General features: G+C 36.2%; 25 protein-coding genes and 1 other annotated feature. Of the genes, 3 read left to right on the top strand and 22 right to left on the bottom strand.

Annotation, left to right across the window (positions count from 1 at the left end):
- Positions 1–22: 22 nt before the first annotated feature.
- Both nadC and nadB read right to left on the bottom strand, forming a co-directional pair.
- Positions 23–856, bottom strand: a complete 834-nt coding sequence (nadC, locus tag LMD38_RS04865) for a carboxylating nicotinate-nucleotide diphosphorylase (RefSeq protein ID WP_016718538.1) — start codon at positions 854–856, stop codon at positions 23–25.
- A 19-nt stretch (positions 857–875) separates the two neighbouring features.
- Positions 876–2,405 carry an L-aspartate oxidase gene (gene nadB, locus LMD38_RS04860; RefSeq protein WP_061184105.1) on the bottom strand — a complete coding sequence of 510 codons (1,530 nt, stop codon included), beginning with the start codon at positions 2,403–2,405 and terminating at the stop codon, positions 876–878.
- A gap of 152 nt (positions 2,406–2,557) precedes the next feature.
- Between nadB and LMD38_RS04855 the strand changes: the two genes are divergently transcribed.
- The 3 genes from LMD38_RS04855 (at position 2,558) to LMD38_RS04845 (ending at position 4,969) form a co-directional block, all read left to right on the top strand.
- A complete protein-coding gene (locus LMD38_RS04855; RefSeq protein ID WP_062821252.1) occupies positions 2,558–3,700 on the top strand; it encodes an IscS subfamily cysteine desulfurase in 1,143 nt (380 codons plus the stop codon).
- Positions 3,700–4,242, top strand: a complete 543-nt coding sequence (locus LMD38_RS04850) for a transcription repressor NadR (RefSeq protein ID WP_000812272.1) — start codon at positions 3,700–3,702, stop codon at positions 4,240–4,242. The genes LMD38_RS04855 and LMD38_RS04850 overlap by 1 nt, the downstream gene beginning before the upstream one ends.
- Before the next feature lie 79 nt (positions 4,243–4,321).
- Positions 4,322–4,969: an MOSC domain-containing protein gene (locus LMD38_RS04845; RefSeq protein WP_061184107.1), complete on the top strand. Its 648-nt coding sequence runs from the start codon at positions 4,322–4,324 to the stop codon at positions 4,967–4,969.
- A gap of 404 nt (positions 4,970–5,373) precedes the next feature.
- Here the strand turns inward: LMD38_RS04845 and LMD38_RS04840 are convergent, their stop codons facing one another.
- The 20 genes from LMD38_RS04840 to mreB all read right to left on the bottom strand — a co-directional run bounded on the left by LMD38_RS04840 (position 5,374) and on the right by mreB (position 25,052).
- Positions 5,374–6,789: an ApeA N-terminal domain 1-containing protein gene (locus LMD38_RS04840; protein ID WP_061184108.1), complete on the bottom strand. Its 1,416-nt coding sequence runs from the start codon at positions 6,787–6,789 to the stop codon at positions 5,374–5,376.
- A gap of 353 nt (positions 6,790–7,142) precedes the next feature.
- Positions 7,143–7,994: a prephenate dehydratase gene (gene pheA / locus LMD38_RS04835; RefSeq protein ID WP_000621719.1), complete on the bottom strand. Its 852-nt coding sequence runs from the start codon at positions 7,992–7,994 to the stop codon at positions 7,143–7,145.
- A 96-nt stretch (positions 7,995–8,090) separates the two neighbouring features.
- Positions 8,091–10,004 carry an ABC transporter permease gene (locus tag LMD38_RS04830; protein ID WP_016718542.1) on the bottom strand — a complete coding sequence of 638 codons (1,914 nt, stop codon included), beginning with the start codon at positions 10,002–10,004 and terminating at the stop codon, positions 8,091–8,093.
- A 49-nt stretch (positions 10,005–10,053) separates the two neighbouring features.
- Positions 10,054–11,976 (bottom strand): ABC transporter permease, encoded by a 1,923-nt coding sequence (locus LMD38_RS04825; RefSeq protein ID WP_016718543.1) that lies wholly within the window; start codon positions 11,974–11,976, stop codon positions 10,054–10,056.
- Complete coding sequence (locus LMD38_RS04820; protein WP_000114533.1) at positions 11,951–12,727, bottom strand: ABC transporter ATP-binding protein; 777 nt, start codon at positions 12,725–12,727, stop codon at positions 11,951–11,953. Before LMD38_RS04820 ends, LMD38_RS04825 begins: the two co-directional genes overlap by 26 nt.
- 93 nt (positions 12,728–12,820) lie before the next feature.
- Positions 12,821–13,903 (bottom strand): HAMP domain-containing histidine kinase, encoded by a 1,083-nt coding sequence (locus LMD38_RS04815; RefSeq protein WP_062821251.1) that lies wholly within the window; start codon positions 13,901–13,903, stop codon positions 12,821–12,823.
- Positions 13,893–14,600, bottom strand: a complete 708-nt coding sequence (locus LMD38_RS04810; protein WP_000276717.1) for a response regulator transcription factor — start codon at positions 14,598–14,600, stop codon at positions 13,893–13,895. Before LMD38_RS04810 ends, LMD38_RS04815 begins: the two co-directional genes overlap by 11 nt.
- A 242-nt stretch (positions 14,601–14,842) precedes the next feature.
- The gene (gene obgE, locus LMD38_RS04805) at positions 14,843–16,129 is read right to left on the bottom strand and encodes a GTPase ObgE (RefSeq protein ID WP_000497114.1); all 1,287 of its coding nucleotides are present in this window, start codon (positions 16,127–16,129) and stop codon (positions 14,843–14,845) included.
- The gene (locus LMD38_RS04800) at positions 16,129–16,677 is read right to left on the bottom strand and encodes a sporulation initiation phosphotransferase B (protein WP_001037006.1); all 549 of its coding nucleotides are present in this window, start codon (positions 16,675–16,677) and stop codon (positions 16,129–16,131) included. The genes obgE and LMD38_RS04800 overlap by 1 nt, the downstream gene beginning before the upstream one ends.
- 63 nt (positions 16,678–16,740) lie before the next feature.
- Positions 16,741–17,031: a 50S ribosomal protein L27 gene (gene rpmA / locus LMD38_RS04795; RefSeq protein ID WP_000944958.1), complete on the bottom strand. Its 291-nt coding sequence runs from the start codon at positions 17,029–17,031 to the stop codon at positions 16,741–16,743.
- Positions 17,032–17,034: 3 nt separating this feature from the next.
- Positions 17,035–17,379 carry a ribosomal-processing cysteine protease Prp gene (locus LMD38_RS04790; protein ID WP_001993153.1) on the bottom strand — a complete coding sequence of 115 codons (345 nt, stop codon included), beginning with the start codon at positions 17,377–17,379 and terminating at the stop codon, positions 17,035–17,037.
- Between the two features lie 11 nt (positions 17,380–17,390).
- Positions 17,391–17,699 (bottom strand): 50S ribosomal protein L21, encoded by a 309-nt coding sequence (gene rplU, locus LMD38_RS04785; RefSeq protein WP_000270908.1) that lies wholly within the window; start codon positions 17,697–17,699, stop codon positions 17,391–17,393.
- Positions 17,700–17,713: 14 nt separating this feature from the next.
- Positions 17,714–17,791: a sequence feature (ribosomal protein L21 leader region), on the bottom strand.
- 77 nt (positions 17,792–17,868) lie between these two features.
- Positions 17,869–19,257 (bottom strand): Rne/Rng family ribonuclease, encoded by a 1,389-nt coding sequence (locus LMD38_RS04780; protein ID WP_016718545.1) that lies wholly within the window; start codon positions 19,255–19,257, stop codon positions 17,869–17,871.
- 67 nt (positions 19,258–19,324) lie between these two features.
- Positions 19,325–20,185, bottom strand: coding sequence for a stage IV sporulation intramembrane metalloprotease SpoIVFB (gene spoIVFB / locus LMD38_RS04775; RefSeq protein WP_000599048.1), 861 nt, complete (start codon positions 20,183–20,185; stop codon positions 19,325–19,327).
- Positions 20,178–20,924, bottom strand: coding sequence for a stage IV sporulation protein SpoIVFA (spoIVFA, locus tag LMD38_RS04770; RefSeq protein WP_000797468.1), 747 nt, complete (start codon positions 20,922–20,924; stop codon positions 20,178–20,180). Before spoIVFA ends, spoIVFB begins: the two co-directional genes overlap by 8 nt.
- Before the next feature lie 133 nt (positions 20,925–21,057).
- Positions 21,058–21,855 (bottom strand): septum site-determining protein MinD, encoded by a 798-nt coding sequence (gene minD, locus LMD38_RS04765; protein WP_000503311.1) that lies wholly within the window; start codon positions 21,853–21,855, stop codon positions 21,058–21,060.
- A 2-nt stretch (positions 21,856–21,857) separates the two neighbouring features.
- Positions 21,858–22,544: a septum site-determining protein MinC gene (gene minC / locus LMD38_RS04760; RefSeq protein ID WP_000391517.1), complete on the bottom strand. Its 687-nt coding sequence runs from the start codon at positions 22,542–22,544 to the stop codon at positions 21,858–21,860.
- Between the two features lie 35 nt (positions 22,545–22,579).
- Positions 22,580–23,125, bottom strand: coding sequence for a rod shape-determining protein MreD (mreD, locus tag LMD38_RS04755; protein WP_000975746.1), 546 nt, complete (start codon positions 23,123–23,125; stop codon positions 22,580–22,582).
- A gap of 14 nt (positions 23,126–23,139) precedes the next feature.
- Positions 23,140–23,991 carry a rod shape-determining protein MreC gene (mreC, locus tag LMD38_RS04750; RefSeq protein ID WP_001135480.1) on the bottom strand — a complete coding sequence of 284 codons (852 nt, stop codon included), beginning with the start codon at positions 23,989–23,991 and terminating at the stop codon, positions 23,140–23,142.
- Positions 23,992–24,032: 41 nt separating this feature from the next.
- Complete coding sequence (gene mreB, locus LMD38_RS04745) at positions 24,033–25,052, bottom strand: cell shape-determining protein MreB (protein ID WP_000466737.1); 1,020 nt, start codon at positions 25,050–25,052, stop codon at positions 24,033–24,035.
- Positions 25,053–25,124: the final 72 nt, after the last annotated feature.

Below are 25,124 nucleotides of genomic sequence, written 5' to 3'. Positions count from 1 at the left end.
CTCCCCCTCTAAGCCACTTTCCTTACGCCTCAATATTGAAACTAATATCAAGTGCTTTCACTGAATGTGTTAACGATCCAAGTGAAATATAATCTACCCCTGTTTTTCCGTATTTCGATAAATCTTCAATTGTAATGCCTCCTGATGCTTCCGTAACGATGGCACTTGGTACAATCTTTGAAAACTCCCGAATCTCATCTGGTGTACGGTTATCAAACATAATAATATCTGCACCAGCAGCTACAGCTTCTCTCACTTGCTCCTCTGTTTCTGTTTCCACTTCTACTTTCACCATATGCCCTACTTTTTCTTTCACCGATGTAACAGCTTTCGTAATAGAACCAGCAAAAGCAATATGATTATCTTTGATCATGACACCGTCATATAGGCCGAAGCGGTGATTAAATCCGCCTCCGCACACGACTGCATACTTATCAAACATGCGTAGCCCTGGCATCGTTTTTCGCGTATCACAAATGCGTGTATGGCTGCTATCTAAGGCACGAACAGCCTCGTATGTCATTGTCGCTATCCCGCTCATACGCTGGATAATGTTTAATATAACGCGCTCTGCCGTTAATAACGATGCGATTGGTCCTTGGACAGTTGCAATTATTTCGCCTTTTTCTACAAGATCTCCATCTTTTTTATGAAGCTCCACTTCAATTCTCTCATCAATTAATTTAAACCCTTCTTCAATGACTAAACGTCCCGCAAAGACCCCTGTATCCTTTGCAAGAAACGTTCCTTTTGAAAGTAAATTATCTGGAAAAATAAGCTGAGATGTTACATCTCTTTCTCCTATATCTTCTAGAAAAAATCGATTTAATGCTTCTTTAACCTTTATCGTATTCATAAAGCCCCTCTTCCCCTCATTACACAAGTTGTAGTTTTCTTTTCACTCGAACGATTTCTTTTTTCACGCTATTTCTATGTGGATAATCACTTCGATAATGGCCACCAATGCTTTCTTCTCTTTGCAAAGCTGATACGACGATAAGCTCACAAACTGTTAACATATTCACAATCGTTATCTCTTCATTTGTAAGAGCATCATGTTGCAATATCATATTTCGAACACCGTATTTACTAAGCCATCTCTTTGCATAAGATAAACTTTGTTCTGTTCGCACAATCCCAACGTATTTCATCATACATTCTTGTATTTCTTCTTTCGTCGGCAAATGATTCAGAACGATAAACTTCTTTTCCTTCTCAGCAAAGTTGTTCAATCTGTCTTTTGTCGCTTTCGTTAAAATATGTTGTCCTATTCTTTTTCCAAACACAAGACCTTCTAATAATGAATTACTCGCTAATCTATTGGCTCCATGAACACCGTTACAAGCTACTTCACCAACCGCATATAAATGTGGAATGGACGTCTCTCCATCACAGTTTGTTTTCACGCCGCCCATATGAAAATGAGCACCAGGTACGACCGGAATGCGTTTTTCATTTATATGAACACCATTCTTTTTACACAATGATGATACAGTTGGAAAACGTTCTTCAAAATTTTGGATAGACTCAATGTTCAAATACACTTTTTCACCCGACAAAAGCTGTTCATGAATCGCTCTTGCCACTACATCACGCGGAGCGAGATCGTGGTCTGGGTGTATATCCATCATAAAACGCTGCCCTTTTCCATTTATAAGGACAGCCCCTTCACCGCGGACCGCTTCAGAGACGAGGCCACAGCATCGCCCGCCCGCATATAACATCGTTGGATGGAATTGTACAAATTCTAAATCTACAAGCTCCCCACCCGCGCGGTACACCATCGCAAGTCCATCACCCGTAATTGTTTTGTCATTAGAAGTAAAGGCATATAAACCACCAATCCCGCCTGAGGCTAACACCGTATAATCTGCATCGTAACGCTTCAACTTCCCTTCACTATCTCGCGTTAAAACTCCAGCACATTTTTCGTTTTCTATAATAAAATCAAGCACCATTTCCTGTTCCACTACCGTAACGTACGGAACTACTTCTTGAATGAAATGCTCTAATAAATTCTTTCCTGTTGCATCGCCACCTGCATGTAAAATACGACGCTTCCGATGTGCACCTTCTTTTCCAAGGTGAGGGCCCGTTTCATCTCCATCAAATTTCATTCCATTTTCAATGAGATGATTCATTTCATTCGGCCCTTCTTCAACTAAATAACGAACCGCATCTTCATTGTTATAATGACATCCTGCTACTAACGTATCTTCAAAATGATCATTTGGATTGTCATATGTAGCTATCGCTGCGGCAATTCCACCTTGCGCTAAATATGTATTATTATTACGATTCGTTTCCTTTGTGATAATAATCACATTCTTTTCGTGACAAATCTCTTTTGCAACACGAAGTGCCGCAACGCCACTTCCAATAATTAAGACATCTGCACTTGGCATAATTGTTGCCTCCTACTTTACACTTTTCAACTGTCTTGACACCTATATTTACATAGTTTTAAAATAATGACAAGAGTTTTTTTATAATTCTTATTTTCACTACCATTTAAAAAATAAAAGAAATGTAACTCTTACTAGAGAGAGGAACTTACATGATGATATATCTTGATTATGCAGCTACTACACCTATGAGCGCGGAAGCATTACAAACATATATGAAAGCAGCATCGCAATACTTCGGAAATGAACAAAGTTTACACGATATTGGAGGAACGGCCTCTTCTTTATTACAAGTTTGTAGAAAAACATTTGCCGAAATGATTGGCGGAAAGGAGCAAGGAGTATTCTTCACGAGCGGTGGGTCAGAATCGAACTACCTTGCGATTCAGTCCCTTCTCAATGCCCAAAATAAGAAGCATATTATTACTACACCTATGGAACATGCATCCATTCGAAGTTATTTTCAATCCTTACAATCAAAAGGGTATACAATTACTGAAATTCCTGTTGATAAAAATGGACTCATTCATTTAATAGATTTAGAAGCAGCTATTACAGAAGATACTGTTCTAGCAAGTATACAGCACGGAAACTCTGAAATCGGAACCGTTCAAAATATCGCAGAGATTGGGGCACTTTTAAAAAAATATAACGTTTTATTTCATTCAGATTGTGTACAAACCTTTGGTAAACTTCCTATTCATGTTTTTGAGATGGGGATTGATAGTCTTTCTGTTTCAGCACATAAAATATACGGACCAAAAGGTGTCGGCGCTTGCTATATCAATCCGCAAGTTCGCTGGACACAAATATTTCCGGGGACTTCTCACGAAAAAGGATTTCGTCCAGGTACAGTGAACGTTCCTGGCATCGCAGCTTTTTTAACAGCTGCTGAGAATATATTGAAAAATCAACAGGAAAAAAGTTTACGTTTTAAAGAGTTACGATCCTACTTTTTAGAGCGATTACAAGCACTTCCTCTAGAAATTGAAGTAGAAGGTCATTCTACTTCTTGTTTACCACATATTATTGGGGTTACAATAAAAGGAATAGAAGGTCAATATACAATGCTAGAATGTAATCGCCGCGGTATTGCCATTTCTACCGGAAGTGCTTGCCAAGTTGGTAAACAAGAACCTTCGAAAACAATGCTTGCAATTGGAAAAACGTATGAAGAGGCAAAACAATACGTCCGCTTCTCTTTCGGACAACAAACAACGAAAGATCAAATTGATACTACTATTCATGCACTACACACAATTGGAAATCAATTTTATAGAGGTGTTAAATCATAATGAAACAAAATGAACAAAAAAAGATTTTAGGTGAAGAAAGACGACAGCTTATCCTTCAGTGGCTTCTCGCTGCAAATGAACCGTTATCCGGGAATGAGCTATCGAAAAAAACGAATGTAAGTAGACAAGTTATCGTGCAAGATATTTCCTTGCTTAAAGCACGAAACGAACCGATCATTGCAACTGCTCAAGGCTATTTATATTTAAAACCACAAGAGAAACAACAAGCTTTCGAACGCGTAATTGTATGCCAACATAAGCCAGCAGAAGTACGTCAAGAACTTACAATGCTTGTTGACCACGGCGTTACAATTAAAGATGTAAAAGTTGAGCATCCTGTATACGGTGACTTAACAGCATCCATCATGGTAAGCAATCGCTTTGATGTAGAGCAATATTTACAAAAAATCGAAAACACAAATGCGTCCTATCTTTCGCAATTAACAGACGGTATTCACTTACATACTATTGAGGCAGATTCAAAAGAAAAGTTAGATGCAGCTTGCGAGGCACTAGATAAAGCTGGTTTTCTCGTTTATTAATGTAAAGCACAGAGTTTTTATCATTCTCTGTGCTTTTTTAATGCTATAATATTGTAATCAATCGTAAAGGAGATCAAATATGGGAATTGAACTCGTTCACTTTAGCATTGGCAAACCGAAACAAATGAAATATAGCGAAGATAAAGAAATGATTACTGGTATATGTAAAGAACTTACCGAAGAAGCTTTTCTCTCAAAAGATGGCTTCCTTGGTGATGACGTAGCGGATTTAAAACACCATGGTGGACCTGATCGCGCCGTTTGCGTGTATCCACACGAGCATTACGCACTATGGGAAGAGGAATTCCAAACAACACTCCCCGCTTCTGCATTTGGCGAAAACATTACCGTAACAAATATGTTAGAACGTGATGTATGCATCGGAGATACATACAAATTAGGTGAAGCAATCATTCAGGTGACACAAGCAAGAGTACCTTGTAGTACGATTTCAAAACGCCTCGGCATTCCTGGCATACTGCCGCGCATTGTAGCAACTGGATTTACTGGCTACCTATGCCGCGTTCTTCAGGAAGGTACTGTACGTAAAGATTCAAAAATCACATTACTAGAGCGTCAACCGAGCAATGTTTCTGTCTTGTTCTCTAACGAAATTTATTTTCATAATAGAAAAGATAGAGATGGCATCGAAAAGATTCTTGCTGTTCCAGCACTAGCTGACGTTTGGCGTGGTCAATTAGAAGAGCGTCTTGCGAAGTTAAAATAAAGAATCCCACTTATAGATATTATCAAAGTAAAAATTCAAAAATAAAAAGACTAACGCATACTAGTCTTAATATGTGTCGGTCTTTTTATTTTTATTGCATATGCAAACGAATACTGTTTAATTTTCAACTCACATATTCGTACTAAATGTATTTCGAAAAAGTTTAATTATATTTCCCCTACTAGCGTTGTCATTACAGACATAATTTTATTCAGCTTTTTCTATTATAAATTTCTAATTATTTGTTAACAGTACCGAAACTTGTATTGTTGTGTAGAGTTCAAAATTCCATTTAACAGAAATCCAAAAAAGTATTTTATAAAATTCAATATAATTTCTATAGTTACTACTAAGCATAATTGTAATACCAATGAAACCATAGTAATTATTCAAATTTTCATAAGTTATTTATAGCTTTTATTTTTATCAGCTTTCTTTATTTCATTACTAATTACTATGGGCTGTATTCTTTTTCTTATTCTTTCGTGGATAAAGCCTTCTTCAAATCCAAATTCTTTAAGTAAATAGAATTCCAAGATGTTTTGGAGGACATGATAAGCATTTATTAAATCATCACCTTTAAGGGCCTTTTCTTCTAATTTTTGATCATAGTGAGTATAGTAATTTCTTGTACTAGCAATTAACTGAGGAAAATCCATCAGTTTAAAGTCTCCTGTATGAAAGAAAAAACTGAAGTCCGCTAATAATAAATCAGCCAATCGACTTCTTAATGTAACAAATTTGTAACTACCACCTAATAAGAAATTATTATCTTGTTCTCGAAAGGGTTCAGGTCTGATTTCGAGTAATTTAGCTACCCTTATCTCAAAGGCATCAAGAGAATATGCAATTCTACGAGAATGATAGGTTTCTAAGGCCTGTACCACATTCAAAAAATGTCGACTCATTGATAAATTTTCATTATATAGACTATCAATATACAGTTCTATTATTGGTTCCATAATAGTCGATATTTCTTGCCATTGCGGAAAATTTGCTTGTCCAAGCTCCCTTAAGTTAAATAAATAATCATGCTTTAACATCTGTTTAGAGCTGCTTTCTCTACTGATATTTTGTTTAAATGCATGTATAACTTTTAATGGTTTATTATGTTTCTTTCTACCTTCAAATTCATAATAAATTTCCGGTGATTCTACAATCAAAGAATCAAAACCTAATGGTTTTCCTATAGCTATTTCTATTAACCTTTTCATTTGGTTGGCTATCCCCATAAACCAATCTAATGTTTGGACGGTTCTAGATTCAATTATAAGATATGGAATTTGTTTTAAATTTATCTCCTCTTTCATCAGTTGAAATGGAGAGCTAAAATCCAAGTAATAAAGTAAGCTGTACTCTTCACACTCATATATTTTAATAGGTTCTGCAATCTCTAAACCTATAAGTGTATGTTTATCATCTAAATCTGGCCTTACATAGTTTGAAGTATCTCCCCATTGAATTATTCCTGGTATTTCAATTTTCATTTGTGTAAAATTAATTTTTTCTTCTTGATTGAAAGTTGCACCATCAAGCATAAATGTCGCTTGATATCCAAATACCTCTTCTGAACCTATCCTACTCTCAGTACTTATTCTTACACAATCAACAAGAGTAATTTGAGCACCATTTATAGTAGTTCCAGTAATAAAGGGAATTTTAAGAGGCAGTTCCAAAAAACTCATAATAAGTCCTTTATTAGGTATACGAATATATAATACTATTCCCCCATCATCCTCATTTAAATACAAATCTCCGGGATATTCCTTTTCTAAATCTTTCATCCTCCAAAATCCAGTTGCTGATAAGCTGACATTCATGTTTCCACCACCCTCATTAGCATTCTAACTTAATCAAAGTACTTTTATAAGTGTACATGTTATTAGAGTGTAGAGCTATTTTACGAATTAAATCAATCTATATAAGTAAAAAACAAGAAGACCTCTCTAAATTTCCTCTATGACTGATATTCTGCTCTACCTCTGATCCCACACTACTATTTAACCCACTACTTATCGAAATTGGATATTACATTTTAGATTTTTTTAGGCCTGTAAGAAAAGGAGGATGATATATTTAATATGGCATCCTCCTTTTCTTTATAATCTATTAGGTACAAGGTGACATTTTTGAATTCACTAAAACCAATTATTCATTATCAAAGAATCATCTCTTACAACCAATAAGAAGAATAACTCCCCAGCACCGTAACAGAAAAACCAAGTGCTTCAAGTTCCATCGTTACGCCTGGCAATAATACGTCATCGTATGCTTTATCGACATCGATTAAGAAAAAGTAATTTCCAAGTCCTGTTTTCATCGGGCGCGATTCGATTTTAGATAAGTTTAATTTTCTCCATGCGAAAGCTGATAACACTTGATATAGTGCCCCTGCATAATCAGCAGGTAACGTTATCATAAGCGTCGTTTTCTCTCCGCGGTTTTCTCCATTATTTGAGAGTATTGCTTTCTTTTTCTTATGGAGCACTAGGAAACGTGTATGATTATTTTTATGTGTATGAATACTTCGTCTTACGATCGTTAATCCGTATTTTTCTGCAGCCGCTTCATTTGCAATAGCCGCAATTTTTTCTTCAGGATGTTCTTTCACATATTGCGCTGCAGCACTTGTTGATGTCATATCTCGAGCAGTTATCCCTTTTAATTCTTCATTTAAAAACTTATGACATTGCGCAATAGCGTGTGGATGAGAATGCACTGCATATACTTCTTCCCACACTTCTGCATACTGCGGATGTACAAGTAAATGTTGCTGAATGGGCACTGTAATTTCTCCTACAATAGAAAGTGGTTGCTCATGTACAAGATAATCAATCGTTATATTCACTGAACCTTCTATGGCATTTTCTAGTGGTACCACTGCATAATCTACATTTCCATTTGCAGCTGCATCCATACAATCTGGAATCGTTCGATACGGTACATGCTCTGCTTCCGGAAAAAAACGACTCACCGCCATATTTGTAAATGTTGCTTCTGGTCCTAAATATCCTACTCGAATCATCGTCTTTTCCCCTCTTTTTCGTTTTCTTACTGTTATACCATACTTTTTTATATTCTTCTATGCAAATTTCGAATATTAAAAAAAGACTAGCATTTGCTAGTCTAAATGTTTCCTATATTCTCTTTGGGCGAAGAAGAAATAAATAATGCATGCAGCAATGTAGAACAAAATAAATACGCCTACTTTTCTTAATGATCCGTCCATAAAGACCGTATTATGAAACGTATATAACGCAACTGCACTATGCATACTCCCTACTATAATTGGTGCAAAAAATAGCATACACAATTGCCAGCGAGAAATCTTCCACACTTCTTCTTTCGTCATTCCAAGCTTAGATAGCGCTTCGTACTGCTTTCTATCTGATGAAATATTATGAAACCATTTAAAATATACAATACTACATGAAGTAAGAAAGAATAATATACTAATGAATGAGCCTACAAATAGAGTAATATCGCCGAACTCTTTCATATTCACATATAACTCCATATTACTTCGAAATGCGTTATTATCATCTTGTTTTATATGTTTCCGTAAAGCTTCATTTAATTTTTTCGTATTTTCGATATTGGGTAATGTGTAGCCTCGATATATCATTTTTTCAGAATCCGGAACCTTATTTGCTATACTGTCAAAATCTTCATCATTCATAACGAAGAACAGACCATTAATGTGCGAAGGATGATGGTTAAATTGAACCCCTTCTTTCTGACCGTTAAATCCGAATTGATATGGTTGATTCATTACTTGCAATTGAATCTCTTTTTGATTATATACATTCGAATTATTGTATTTATTATAATAAACAAGTGTAACTGTTCCTTTTTTAGGATGATACGTTTTCTGTTTTTGTTTTCGCGCCTCTTGATTGTACTCACTTTCCTTTATAAGCGGCGCTACTTCTGTTTCTCCTTTATTGGACTGAAAAGATGCATACACTCCAACAAAACTCATAAGTTGAAAATCATCATATCCATATTGGTGCAATAATTGTTCAACCGTGCCCTCCGCAAAGACTTCATGAGAAGAAGCACCTTTTTCTATGTAAGAAAATGAGTGCACGCCCCCGCCACGCCACATATCTTGCATACCAGAAAAATATAAGAACACCGTACCTGTTGCTGTAACTACAAATGTCGTTGCCATAGAAAGCATAAAGAAAAAGCGACCATTTTCCTTCATTCGATGTGATAATTGATTCACTATAAATAAATACGGATATGTATACATAATCTTTTTATTTCGTTTAATCATTTCTAACAATTGGATTGTACCGTGTGTAAAAGAAAAGTATGTTCCGAAAAAAACAAGTATAGACACAGGGAAAAAGTATAACGCTATCGTTGGCATCGTCGCTTGCAACGCTAACGCATATCCTATCCCTAAACAAATAAAACCGAATATACAAAGCCACATTGATGTTTTCTTCTCTTTTTTATCTGCTCGAAATTCTTTCAATAACCGAATGATTTTTATATTCCATATACGTAAAGCACTTATAAAAGATAACAAAATAAAAACGACCATATATGTAATAAATGTTACACCAATCGCCCTTACGTCAAATATGACAGGGAGTTCTTTCGGAAGCCCCAGTAACATACTAAACACCATAAAGAAGAGCTTTAAAAAGATCATGCCAAGCCCAATGCCAAAAATATTAGCAAATACTCCGATCAACATTTGCTCGGTCATAATTACGCCAATTACGTTAGATTTCGTCGCTCCCATTAACATATATAATCCTAATTCTTTCTTACGTGCCTCTATGAAAATAGAAGTAGAGTACAAAATAAATATGACGAAAAAAGAAATGATAATAACATTACATATGATAAGTCCCCAGCGTACGTTTTGATACCACATCGTCTCCTGCATATACGGATGTACAATGACAGACATGTATGCAAAAGACGCAAATATTGCAAAACAACTACTTAAGAAAAACACTTTATAATTACGCCAATTTCCTTTTATATTTTGCAGCGCTAGTTGCCGAATATTCATCTATCGTCCTCCTGTAACTTACTACATAGGCAAAAAGCTAGAGGTTTCTCTAGCTTTGCACGTGTTTTAAATATCCTCTTTGCGCGATCATAAAGTAAATCGCAGAAGCTAAAATGTATGCTCCAATTACAAGCGCACCTGATTTCCATAAATCGAGATAAAGCATTTTTCCTAACGTATGAAGAGCAAATCCACTATGAATGGCACCAATTACAATTGGGATAAAGAAGATAACGCCCATTTGTCGAATTGCAATTTTACGAATTTCTTTATCTGTCATACCGATTCTCTTTAACGATTTAAATTGAATACGATCTTGCTCTTTATCGTTAAACCATTTAAAGTATGTCATACTACAAGCGAAGAAGAAGAATAGTACTGCTACGAAGAAACCGATGAACATTGTAATTGCTCCACCTTCTCTTATATCCTTATACGCAAACACTGAATTTCTCAATTCTCCTTGCTTTTCTGGTGCAATTTCATTTTTCAAATCTAATACAAGATTTTCTGTATTTTTCCAATCCTCGATATAATAACCGTAATATTTCGTCTTTTCTTCATCTGGTACGAGCTTTGCGTATTTCTCAAAATCTTGATCATTCACAATAAGATATTCGCTATCGTTAAAAACAGAATATGACGTTGGCTCGTTTAATTGAACAGACTGCTTTTGTCCGTTAATCTTAAATTCATACGGTTTCGTACGATCTATTTTCATAAGTTCATTTGCTGCATCAACCATAACCATCGTCGCGCTACCTGGTGCATTATGAACCTCTGTAATTTGCTCTTTCTTTTGTTTACGCACTTCCGCGTTATATTCTTTTTCTGAAATAATCGCCATTGGTACTTCACGTTCACTGTTAAACAACATTATTTTCTGTGTTGCAGGTAGTTTTACATAGGTTACTTTTCGTGCATCTTCAAACCCATTTCTTTTTACAATCTCTTGTACTTTTTCTTCATTAATAAGGCTATGCGTATTTAATCCCTTTTCCTCATATGAAATAGCATGTGGCGTAAGCTCTATCGTTTTCGCACTCATATTTTCAAAATATACATAAAGCGTACCAACTGCTGAAGATACTACCGCCGTAATGATAGAAATTACAAATAAAAAACGAGCATTATCCTTCATTTTATAAATAAGATTGCTAAGTACGAACATATTTGGGTATGTATAAAAAGATTGTTTTCGTTTTTGCAATGCTTTTAATACAACTGTACTTCCTTGTGTAAATAGTAAATACGTTCCGCCAATGGTCAATCCTACAATTGGTAAGAAATATATAATAAAATTCATAATGGTTACTTGGAAACAAAGAACATATGCAGCAATAATACATCCTATACCGGCTACACATAACCATGTAAATGCAAAAGGCTCTACTTTTTGCTTTCTTGCTTCTCTTAATAAATCAATAATTTGCAAGCGTCCTACTGTCCAAACGCTAAACAATGATAAGATTAAAAATAAAATAAAGTATACACCCGCTGTAATCAAAACCGCTTTACTATTCCATACGAGTGGAAGTGTTTTATCTATTTTCAATATTACGCTTAATGCTTGGAAGAATAATTTGGAACAAAGCATACCAAGTCCAATACCTACTACAATTGCAATACTACCTAACATAAGTTGCTCTAATATAATCATTCGGCCAAGCTGAGATTTTGTTCCGCCTATTAATGTTAATAGACCAAACTCTTTTTTCCTTGCTCGTAAAAACGTTGAATTTGCATATAAAATAAAGAGTGCTGAGAAGATGACTACAATATAATTCATCGATTCTAACCCTTTTGAAATCATCTCCCTCATACTAATATTACCGCCTACAACATCTGGATGATAAATGAAGGAAGCATACATGAAAAATACGACTATCGATAAACAACTACTTATAAGAAACGCTTTATAATTACGCCAATTTCCTTTTACATTATTAAGCGCGAGCTGGCGAAAGTTCATGATATTCCCCTCCTAGCATCGCAAGTACGTCCAGAATTTCTTGGAAAAAGGCTTGTTTCGTTCTTCCCTTATGTATTTCTGAGAAAATCTCTCCATCACGTATGAAAAGAATACGTTCGCAATAACTCGCCGCTACTGGATCATGCGTTACCATTGCAATTGTCACTTTCTTTTGTTCATGTAAGTCTTGCAACGCGCTCATTAATGATTTTGCCGACTTAGAATCTAAGTTTCCAGTTGGCTCATCTGCTAAAATTAACGTCGGTTCATGAATGATCGCTCTCGCAGCTGCTGCACGTTGTTGTTGGCCACCTGATACTTCATATACCTTTTTATTTAAAATGCCCTCGATATTTAAAAACTTTGCAATCTCAAGCACTTTTGCATCGATTTCATTTACAGATTTCTTCGCCATTACAAGTGGTAAAATGATATTTTCTTTAATCGATAACGTATCAAGTAAGTTAAAATCTTGGAAAATGAATCCTAAATGTGTACGGCGAAACTCCGCTAATTTTGCAGCACGCATTTGATTAATTTCTTCCCCATTTACAAGCACATGACCTGAAGTTTGCTTATCAATTGTTGCTAATAAATTTAAAAGCGTTGTTTTCCCGCTCCCTGAAGGACCCATAATCCCTACAAATTCGCCTTCTTCTATTTTAAAATTTATATCGTTTAAAGCAGTCGTCGCTACTGAACCTTTTGATTGGTACACCTTCGTTAATCCTTTTACTTCAAGAACACTCATTTCTAATCCCCCTATGTGTTTTCTTCTTACATTTACTATAAGAAAAATAAGAAAAAGAAACGAGTGATTTCCCTTACAAAACGTTTTGTTATCTTACAGTTTTGTCATTTTTCTCATTAATGTATGATATTCTTCATCTTTTGCAAATTGGAACGTGAATGTTGTCCCTTCCCCTTCAGCCGATTGCACATACATACCGTGATGTAAATTATCACAAATTTCCTTCGTAATATATAAACCCATTCCAGTCGCTTCTCTCGTTTTCCGGCCATTTACCCCTGTAAAGAATGGATCAAATATACGCTTTACATCTTGCTCTGGAATACCGATTCCATTGTCCTTAATATGTAATAACACCTTTTGATCTTTCTCTTCAATTTGAAAGTGAATTTCCTTTTTCTCTGCTTCCGAAATTTTTGTATACTTAATTGCATTTACAACAATTTGTCCTATAGCAATACTAAGCCATTTTCTATCAGAGGCAACCATACAAGTATCTTCCTCAAACATCACTTTCGGAAATACAGACGATTGAATGAAGGACTTTCTATTTTCATTAATAATACCTCTAATAATATCTATCACATTTACTACTTCTACTTTATAATCTTTCGCAAACTGCTCTAGCCTTGCCATATGTAACGCTAAATCTAAACCATTTAGTATGCGATTATTTTCTTCACGAATACTTTCAACTGTCGCTCTTGCTTCACGATGCTCTTTACCAAACTTCTGTAATAGCAACTCAATAACAGATACCGGTGTTTTCATTTGATGAATCCATTGGTTCATAAATATCATTTGCTGTTGTTCTTTTGCATGTTGTTTATGAACTTCATTCATATATTGCTGTCTTAATAGCGTAAACGATTCAACGACCATCTCTTGCTCTGCCGTATAAGAAGTATCAATAAGTAAGGAATCATGTAATGTATTTCCGCTAGTAACATATTTTTCGATCCTCCTTAAAAATACACTCCGTTTTCGGTAATCGTAAATAAGGTATACAGTAAACACAACTATCCCTAATAAAAGTCCGTATAACCATGTATTCCAATCAATAGATCGCTTTTCTAAAAGACTTTGCAACTGCAAAACGAGCCCAAATAAACAGAGGCTAATAATGTAAGAAAGAATTAAAGAAAAGCGGTCCATAAGGTAATCTTTAACCTTCATGTCCTTCTCCCCACTCTGTAAGAAGCGCATAACCGTATCCACGTTTCGTTACAATTGCATTTTTAATGCCGAGCTCCTCTAGTTTCTTCCTTACACGTTTTACATTTACGGTTAATGTATTATCATCAACAAAAGCTACCTCATCCCAGAGGGCTTCTAACAATTCTTCGCGCGTTACATATTGATTTGCTTGTTTCATTAAACACTCTAATAAGTAAAATTCATTTTTTGTCAGTTCTGTTTGTTGTCCTTGCCACTCAACAACGTGCTGAGATGGGAATAACAACAGTCCATTTACACCTAAACAATCGCTTTCTGCCGCAGAAGCATACTCACCATACCCACGACGAAGTGCACTTTTCACCTTAGCCATTACAATGTCTAAATGGAATGGCTTCGTAATGTAATCATCTCCGCCATTTTCAATTGCCATTACTTGATCCATTTCCCCCGTTCTTGCAGAAACAAAAATAATTGGTGCATTCGATACAGTGCGGATTTGACGACACCAATAGAAACCATCAAAATACGGTAAATTAATATCAAGTAACACGAGATGTGGATTTACTTTTACAAACTCATCTTTTATATGCCGTAAATCACTCGCTCTAAATGACTGATAGCCATACCTTTCTAAATGTTCCTCTAATATCCCCGCGATTTTCTCATCATCTTCTACGATTAATATTTTATACATGTTCACTTTCTCCCCATAAAAAGTTCTTATAAAACCACTTCTTTTTCTATTATAAATTGAAAATTTAATTAGTGGGGATTTTTTCCTGTATAAATCAGACTTTTACGATATAAAGTGAACCTTTAATCAGTGGGGGGTTTTTCTTCCCTCCACCTAACTTCTTTGCTTTCGCTACATTTTGAGATAGGGGTCTTACTGCCCATTAAAGTGAGATAAAAAAAGACTGCCGTATTTCGGCAGTCTTAGTCGATAAATTCAAATTCATATTCAAGAATTTTTACAATATCTCCGTCTTTTGCGCCACGTGCACGAAGCGCTTCATCAATACCCATTCCGCGCATTTGGCGAGCGAAACGACGTACAGATTCATCACGTGAGAAGTCTGTCATCTTGAATGTTTTCTCGATATCATAACCAGAGATAACAAACGTGCCATCACTTTCACGTGTAATGTCAAATTTAACACCTTCAGTCTCAAGTTTGTACATTACACTTGTATCAGACTCATCCGCTACTTCATGTATTGGGAATTCAGGTGTTGTTTCTAATAAGTTCGCTACTTCAAATAGTAAATCACGAACACCTTGTTTCGTTACAGCTGAGATTGGGAAGATTTTTACTTCGTCTCCCACTTTCTCTTTAAATGCTTGTAAGTTTTCTTCTGCATCTGGCATATCCATTTTGTTTGCAACAACAACTTGTGGACGCTCCGTTAGGCGAAGATTGTATTCTTTTAATTCATTATTAATCGTTACGTAATCTTCATATGGATCACGGCCTTCTAAACCAGACATATCAATTACATGCACGATTACACGTGTACGCTCAATATGACGCAGGAATTGATGACCAAGTCCGACGCCAGCATGTGCGCCTTCAATTAGTCCAGGAAGGTCAGCCATAACGAAGCTGCGGTTATCACCAGTTTCAACAACACCAAGATTTGGAACGATTGTTGTGAAGTGATACTCTGCAATTTTCGGACGTGCTGATGATACGACAGATAATAATGTAGATTTACCTACACTTGGGAATCCAACAAGTCCAACGTCTGCTAGTACTTTAAGTTCTAGAATGACATCACGCTCTTGACCTGGTTCCCCGTTCTCAGCGATTTCTGGCGCTGGGTTCGTTGGAGTAGCAAAACGTGAGTTACCACGACCACCACGGCCACCTCTTGCAATAACAGCTGATTGTCCATGTGTTACTAAATCCGCAAGAATTTGGCCTGTTTTTTCATCTTTTACTACCGTTCCAGGTGGAACTTTAACGATTAAATCTTCAGCTTTACGACCGTGCTGCCCTTTACTCATTCCGTGCTGACCACGATCAGCTTTGAAATGACGTTGGTAGCGGAAATCCATTAATGTACGTAAGCCTTCTTCAACAACGAAAACAACATCTGCACCTTTACCACCGTCGCCACCTGCTGGGCCACCTTTTGGAACATACTTCTCACGACGATACGCAACCATTCCGTTACCACCGTCGCCGCCTTTTACATATATCTTGACCTGATCTACAAACATTATTTCACCACACTTTTTTCAATTGGTTGTAATATAACTGAGACTTCTTCGTCTCTTACTGTATAAGAAATGGAATACCATTTATTGTTTTGGTTCGCAAGCCAATTCTGTAGTTCTTCTACACTCGTTAGCTTACCACGAAAATCAAAAAAGAAACGAGCATTCTCCGCGTCACATTCAATTGTGATACAAACATAATTTTCAACATATACGTCTAAACTATGCTGAAGCATTGAGAAAAATTGATTCGTCCATGTACATACAGTCTCATCTAAGTGAGATAAGTTATGTAAATTCCCTAATACTTCGTACTCCAATAAGCACGGCTGCTGTTTCCAATTATATGTTAAAATCCACTCTGAAAATAAAGGCATTGATAGCCCCATCAGATTGGATTCTTGTCTCGCTTCTTGGACAAAACGATCGATGAGACTATGAATTTCTTCCACTTTTCCAAGGGAAAGGTTTCCTTTCACCATCTGCATACGATTGAGCCAATCATGTCTTGAATGGCGCAATGCATCTATAATTGTCCATTTTTTATTCATTTAGATACTCCTTAATATAGAAAAACTCTAACCTGCACTCAGGTTAGAGTTTTCCGTGAGTTCTTATGCTTCTTGAGCAACAGGATATACGCTCACTTGTTTGCGGTCACGGCCAAGACGCTCGAAGCGTACTACGCCGTCAACTTTCGCGTATAAAGTGTCATCGCCACCACGACCAACGTTAACACCTGGATAAATTTTTGTACCGCGTTGACGGTAAAGAATTGAACCACCTGTAACCGTTTGACCATCTGCGCGTTTAGCACCAAGACGTTTTGACTGAGAGTCACGACCGTTCTTTGTACTACCTACACCTTTCTTAGATGCGAAAAACTGAAGATCTAATCTTAACATACGTTACACCTCCTGCACTTTTTCTATTAAACGGATATACTTTCCGTAATCAAGTTCGATCGTCTTAAGCGAAACAACCAATCCTTCTAAAAGTATCTGTGCTTTTTCTGCTGTATGAACGTCTAAATCATTAGGCAATTCATACGTTAAGAATCCACCATCACTTCCGAGTTCAATAGTTGCCTGCACATTACAAAGTTCTTCCACAGCATTTATGGAACCAAACACAACCGCTGTAGTTCCAGCACAGACAAGATCTTGTCCATGTGGCGCATAATCGGCATGTCCAGTCATTTTAAATGATTGGATACTTCCTAATTTCGTGCGACTTATCGTAATTTTAATCATGTTAACCAGAATTAAGCGTTGATAGCTTCAACAACTAGCTTAGTGTAAGGTTGACGATGACCTTGTTTCTTACGATTGTTCTTTTTCGCTTTGTATTTGAAAACGATGATTTTCTTAGCGCGACCGTGTTTTTCAACTTTCGCAGTAACTGTTGCACCTTCTACAACTGGGCTACCAACTTTCACGTTTTCGCCACCAACGAAAAGAACTTTGTCAAAAGTAACAGTTTCACCAGCTTCAACATCTAATTTTTCAATGTAGATTTCTTGACCAGCTTCAACTTTGATTTGTTTTCCACCTGTTTCGATAATTGCGTACATACTTGCACCTCCTCTTAATTACTAAGACTCGCCAAAAACGAGGTAGACATAAATGCCTTTAAGGAACCTGTCTTGTGCGGTTGTAGCATATAGCCGTTTAGGTGCTATAAACTATAACATAAAGATGTTATCATGAATCATAGACTATTGTCAATGAAAGTTCTAATAACTATTTTTTCCGTTCTATAATTTCTTTTTTACTTCCAAAACGGATAATAGCGTACTTTTCGATCATATCATCTTTGAAATAAATTTCAAATGGAATATTTTTTTGTAATTCTTTTTGCAAAAATTGTTTTTGTAATTCTTTAGGTGCAGAGATTAATACTGCCTCATCTTCTATATTGCCATATGAAATTAGCTCTCTCTCTAGCTCATACGCAATCGTTTCATACGACATGACATAGCCTGTCGCTTTGCACGGTGCACACTCTTCAAGTAATACGTCGCGTAAAGAATGTTTTTTACGTTTACGTGTCATCTCTAAAATCCCTAACTCTGTGAACCCGAGCACTCTTGTATATGTTCGATCATTTTGCATAGCAGCGATGAGACATTCTCTTATCTTTTCTTTATCTTCTCTTCTTTTCATATTAATAAAGTCAATTAATATCATACCACCAATATCACGGAGTCTTAATTGACGCGCTATCTCTTCAGCTGCTACTTCATTTGTACGAAGGACTGTATCTTGTAAATTCTGTTTTCCAGTAAACTTACCCGTATTCACATCAATTACAGTCATCGTCTCCATTTGTTCCACAATTAAATAAGCACCATTTGGGAGCCAAACAATTTTTTGAAGTGCTTTCTCAATCTCACGCTCTATGCCAAAATGGTTAAACATTGAAGACTTTTCATTATAAAAAGATATTTTTTCTTTACCGACTTTTTCTTCTAATTCTTTTACTATACTTCTTGTATCTACAACTACTTTTTCAATCGTTTCAATTGGGTTCTCTTGAAATACACGATCTAAAAAGGTTGCTGGTCGATGGACTAGTAACGGTGCCTTTCCTTGTCCCTCTTTTCTTTTTAACTCTTCATATAACTGCTGTAACCTTTGCATTTCAGCTTGTATTTCTTCAATTTCTCCTTTTTCAGAAGCTGAGCGGAAAATATAACCTCCTTTCCCTTCTACTTCAATTTGGAGTAATTGTTGCCTTCTTTTATTGTTTTTTATTTTCCGAGAAACCGCACGCATTTCATCATATGGCATATAAACGACATATTTCCCGGTAAATTCTATATTTGCTGTCAATTTTGGCCCTTTCGTATCAATTGCCTCTTTTACAACTTGTACGAGTACCGCTTTTCCTTCATGTATATGATAAGAAGATGGTACATCATCGTACGAAAGATAAGCATGTTTTTCTAAACCTATATTTACAAAAGCTGCATTCATTCCAGCAATCGTTCTTACGATACGTCCAACATAAATATGCCCAACAATCTCTTGTTCTTCATTTCGTTTCCATAAAAACTCAACAATTTTCTTCTTCTCTTCAATTGCAACGCGTTTTTCCGATCCAGCGTAGTTCATATATAACGTTTTCAAAATACTTTCCTCACTTTATAATCTTCTTTGCTTTTACAATAATAAAAGGTTAGTGCTAACGTCAACACTAACCGATTAATTCTTCAACAGATGAAGTTGTTCGTTTTTCAGTAAAATACGCATAAAGCAATTCATTTTCATCCAATGTGTAATGTTCTTTATATTTTCCGCGGACGATAATAGAATGCTTATAGCCTCTACGAAATTTTGTGAATATCTTATATAAATGATCTTCTGATTGCACCTCAATCGGTGCAATCTTTTCAATTCCTCTTTTGTTCCCATAATAACGTTCTAATAAAAAACGCATAAAGGCATACCGTCTTTGCTTCCATTCTTGATATAACGACACCGCTAAAAATATGAGTAGTACCCACATCATAATATTGTTACTATTCCAAAGTAACTGCCCTCCTAGTATGACACTAAAAAAAACACATGATAATTTCATCATCTTTTCATGTGCTTGTAAATAAGGAAAACGATATGATAGTACGTTAAACAATACTTTTCCACCATCAAGAGGCCAAATAGGTAGTAAATTAAACGCTAAAATAATTATATTATTCCACATAAAGAAATAATATAATTCCGCATGAAGCCAACCAGCTTCAAACAACATATAGCCTACCGCCATCATCCAAATATGTTGAATAGGTCCTGCAATTACAACAACTAGTTCCTCTTTCAATGATTTATTCCCATGTTCCTCAAGCTCAGCCACACCACCAAACGGCAAAAGTTGAATCTTCTTAATACGCCAATTATAGTGTGCCGCTGCAAAAGCATGCCCAAGTTCATGGATGAGAACGATACAAAATAACAGTAGTAACTCTTTAAAACGTGCCGTGAAAATACCAATGACAATAATAACCCAAAACAACGGATGTACTGAAATCTTTGTTAAAACATCTCTATATTTAATCAAATGAAATCACCTGAATCGGATCAATAAATTTTTCGTCCTTTTTTATTGCGAAATAAAACTTACCATTTTTATTATTCGCATCATTATTCACTGTTCCAATTTTTTGTTTCTTTGAAACATAATCATATAATTTCACTGACATATCATTTAAATTTGCATACCATGACTCCGTACCATCTGCATGCTGAATTTGAACTGTATTACCAAGTTCCTCTTTCTTGCCCGCAAAAACTACTAGCCCTTCATTCACTGACTCAACAGTTGCATTTGTAGCTGTTTGTACAAATACACCTTGGCCATTTTTTTGAAACCCTTGCATCACCTTTCCGGAAGCAGGAATGGCATAATCTTTTTGCTGAATCGTTTCTTCTTTTTTCTCATTAGGCGAATAGAACACGAGCGGTTTTCCAAACTGTTTTTCGTACCATTTCGCTACAGTAGCAAACTGAAACTCTTCTTTCATCACTTTTTCTGTAACAGCTTTAGCACCGTCGAAAGAAGCTGGTGCATTCTTATATAAAATAGCGACAGAAAGAACTAATATTGCTGATAACAATACTTTGAAGAAAAACACTTCTTTTCGAAATAAAGGATGAATTTCCTTTTCTCCATCTTCAATAAAGACTGTTTCACTATCAAAATTCCCTCCAGCAAAATACTGCTCTTCCTCCATCCTTTCTTGCTCTGCCTTCCTCTTCGCAATCCGTTTTTTAATTTCTTCTACACGTCTATTCTTCATACTGTCTCCTTTCTTTCGTTAAGCTAATGTACATAGAAACAGTTGTATACAGTTTGTACATATGTATGAGCTAGGTATGGAAGATATTCGTGTGAAGAAAAAAGAAAGCACTCCGCAAATATGCGAAGTGCTTTTAACGGATTCCAAAGAAGTTTTTCACCTTTGTAAATACCGATACCTTTTCTTGTTCAAATGCTTGTAATGGGACATTCTCACCCAACAAACGTCTTGCAATATTACGATAAGCTAACGCTGCTTTTCCGCTCGGTTGCAACGCTACAGGCTCACCTGTATTTGTAGCACGAATAACTTCATCATCATCTTCGACAACACCAAGAAGCTCGATTGACAATGTACGTACGATTTCATCAACATCTAACATATCCTGTTCATGAAGCATATGACTACGCACACGATTAATAACAAGTTTCGGTGGTTCAATATCCTCTTTTTCTAAAAGCCCGATAATACGATCCGCATCGCGCATTGAGGATACTTCTGGCGTCGTAACAACAATTGCTTTATCCGCACCAGCTACCGCGTTTTTAAATCCCTGCTCAATCCCCGCAGGACAATCAATTAATATGTAATCATAATCTTGACGTAATACTTGTATTAATTCATCCATTTGTTCAGGTGTTACCGCTGATTTATCACTCGTTTGTGCTGCAGGTAATAAATAAAGATCATCAAAACGTTTATCTTTAATAAGAGCCTGAGGTAAACGGCAACGCCCTTCAACGACATCAACAAGATCAAATACAATACGATTTTCCAGCCCCATTACTACGTCTAAGTTTCGAAGACCGATATCTGTGTCAATTAAGCACACTTTCTTTCCAGATAACGCTAGGGCTGTCCCAATGTTCGCAGACGTTGTAGTTTTACCTACACCGCCTTTTCCAGATGTAATTACTATTGCCTCTCCCACAGCTATACAATTCCCCTTTCTAACTTTGTTAAATTAGGTCTAAGATGAGTGAGAAGTTGCAGTCGATCGACAACAATGTGATTGTTCTCATTAATATACGCACATTCTGCCGCCTCCGCTCCGTCTTCTTTCTCTTCCGGAGCCCGCATTGCCACATCACTAATTCGAAGTTGCATCGGGTTCATAACAGATGCAGCGATTACAGCATCTGAATCCCCATAATACCCCGCATGTGCAATTCCTCTTAATGATCCTACGACAAAAATATTCCCCCCAGCGATAACCGTTCCGCCTGGATTAACATCACCAATTAACAATAAATTTCCTTTTACATGTAAAACTTGTCCAGAGCGAACAATTTTGGAAATAGGGACGATTTCTGTTTCTTCTTTCCAAGCTATTGCTTCCTCTTTCGTTATAACATCACTTTCAATCGAATCCACAACGAGATTCTTTTTATTACGAATTAACGTACGAATCTCTTCTTGTTGGACTTCTGTTAAATAACGGTTTCCTACTTTCACATGCACTTCAATTAAAGAGCGTCCATCACCATCATAGTAATGTGTAGAAAGCTTTTCATCCAATTCCTTCAATAATTCAGAGAATGAACAACAATCATCTAAATGAAGGGTTATTCCGTCTTTTGTCCCTTTTATTGTTACATTTTGTTGCTTTTTTTCTTCCACTAAAGTTCACCCCACCGATTCAATTCGACATAAAATTAGAAAATCCTTTTTTCTTTTTCTTCCATCGCTTTTGAAAGACGCACTAAATATCGTCTCAGTGGGAAACAAACTATCAATAAGAAAATTGCATTTAGCAATAAAGTAGACAGGAGACGATCTGTGAAAAAGACATACGCCGACATATGAGTACGTCCTAACAAAGTTAAAAATCCATACACATAATACTCTAATGCTACTATGCTAGCTAGTACGATAGAAGTAACAATAAATAAATTCAATTGTAGTACCTTCATCACACTATAAACTAAATAAACTAAAATCGGATACGCAAAAATATATATACCAACAAGTTCCGTGTATACGGTATCAAATAAGAAACCAAATAATAGTCCGTAATAAATCCCTTGGACCGGACTATAGTACACAGTAATAAAACATAACACAATGATAAAGAAATGAGGTGATGCTATACTGTCTTTCCAAAAAACCTCTGTTGGAACAATAGTAGCAAACATATTTTCAAATAAAAAAGCAAAAAGGAGCAAAAGAGGAAGAGCTGCTCTTTTTAAAATCTTCATCATCTCTTCTCCCCCTCCTATTCTAATGGCGCTGAAGGCGTTTCACGTTTCGCAACTACAACATGCTCTACGTCATTTAAATCAGCGGCTGGCTTTACATAAGCTGTTTTTGTTAAACCATATGGATCCGGCTGAACATCAACGATGGTTCCAATTACAAGACCTTTCGGGAAAATATCACCAAGTCCAGATGTTACAACTAGTTGATCGGTCTTTACATTTGCATCAGAGCCAATCTTTGTGAACAGAAGTAAGTGTTTTTCTTTGTCGTACCCTTCAATCAATCCAAAGATTTTCTCATCACCTTGTACGATAGCAGAAACACGATTTGTTCGGCTCATAGAACTTAACAATTCTACTGATGATGTAAACTGAGATACACTTTTCACTCGTCCAACTAAACCTTGTGGAGTTAATACAGCCATATCTTTTTTAATTCCTTGCTGTGCCCCTTTATCAAGTCCAACTAAATCGTACCATTTATCTGGATTACGAGAAACAACAGTCGCTGGAATTTCAGTATAACCGCTATTTAACTTATCTTTACCCGTTAACTCTTGTAGTTTCTTTTTATCATCTTCTAATTGTTTTACTTTCCCTGATAGACCTGCATAATTGTCTAATTTTGCTTTTAATTCTTTATTCTCTTCATACGTGCGCTTTACATCCTCTACATTTTCGAAGAATCCAGCTACGTATTTCGCTGGCTTTTGGAATACACGTTCTACAACACCGACAGTGTCTTTAACAAACTGCTCTGGCCATGTTAAACTGTTCCGTTCTTTCAATGAGATTCCAATCAATGCCACGAGAAGAATAATACTAACTAACAAAACAATTAATCTTTTGTTTAAGAAAAACTGTGGCACGTTCACACCCTCTTAATTTCATTGATTTTTATTTTGCAATATTATCGAGCAGCAGTTTTGAAAAGATCGATATTGTCTAATGCTTTACCCGTTCCAATTGCTACGCAATCTAATGGGTCTTCTGCAACAAGAACTGGCATATTTGTTTCTTCACTAATTACTTTATCTAAATTACGTAGTAATGCTCCGCCACCTGTTAATACGATACCACGGTCCATAATATCTGCCGCTAATTCAGGTGGAGTTTTCTCTAACGTATTTTTAACAGATTCTACAATGGCATCTACTGTATCTTTTAATGCATCTGCAATTTCTTCTGGTTGAATTAGTACTGTTTTTGGTAAACCACTTACTAAATCACGACCGCGAATTTCCATAGGCTCGATACCTTCTGGCTCGCCTGCAGAACCGATTTCTAATTTTAATGCTTCAGCTGTTCTTTCACCGATCATTAAGTTGTAGCTTTTCTTAATGTACTGAATGATTGAATCATCCATATCATCACCAGCAACACGAACTGATTGACTTGTTACAATACCACCTAAAGAAATGATTGCAACTTCTGTTGTACCGCCACCGATATCAACAACCATGCTACCAGTTGGTTCCCAAACAGGTAAGTTTGCACCAATTGCTGCTGCAAATGGTTCTTCGATAGGATAAGCATCACGAGCACCAGCTTGACGAGTCGCATCAATTACTGCACGTCTTTCTACAGCTGTAATACCAGATGGTACACATACCATTACATAAGGTTTACGTGAGAAGAATCCATTTGATTTTTGAGCTTGTTGAATGTAATATTTCATCATTGTTGCTGTTGTTTCGTAATCAGCAATTACACCGTCTTTCATCGGGCGAAGTGCCACAACGTTTCCTGGTGTACGACCAATCATTTGTTTTGCATCGCTACCTACAGCAACGATTTGTTTCGTATCAGTTTGTAACGCTACTACTGAAGGTTCACGTAAAACTACACCTTTTCCCTTTACATATACAAGCGTGTTCGCAGTTCCTAAGTCTATTCCAAGATCGCGAGTAAAGCCACCAAATCCAAACATATTATTTATCTTCCTTTCTTGTTTTCACGGACTCATTTTTTCTTACTTTATATTATAAAAACAGTACGTTTT

This window comes from Bacillus pacificus, from assembly GCF_020861345.1.
Taxonomy (GTDB): Bacteria; Bacillota; Bacilli; order Bacillales; family Bacillaceae_G; genus Bacillus_A; species Bacillus_A pacificus.
This window is presented reverse-complemented; position numbering and strand designations above follow the sequence as displayed.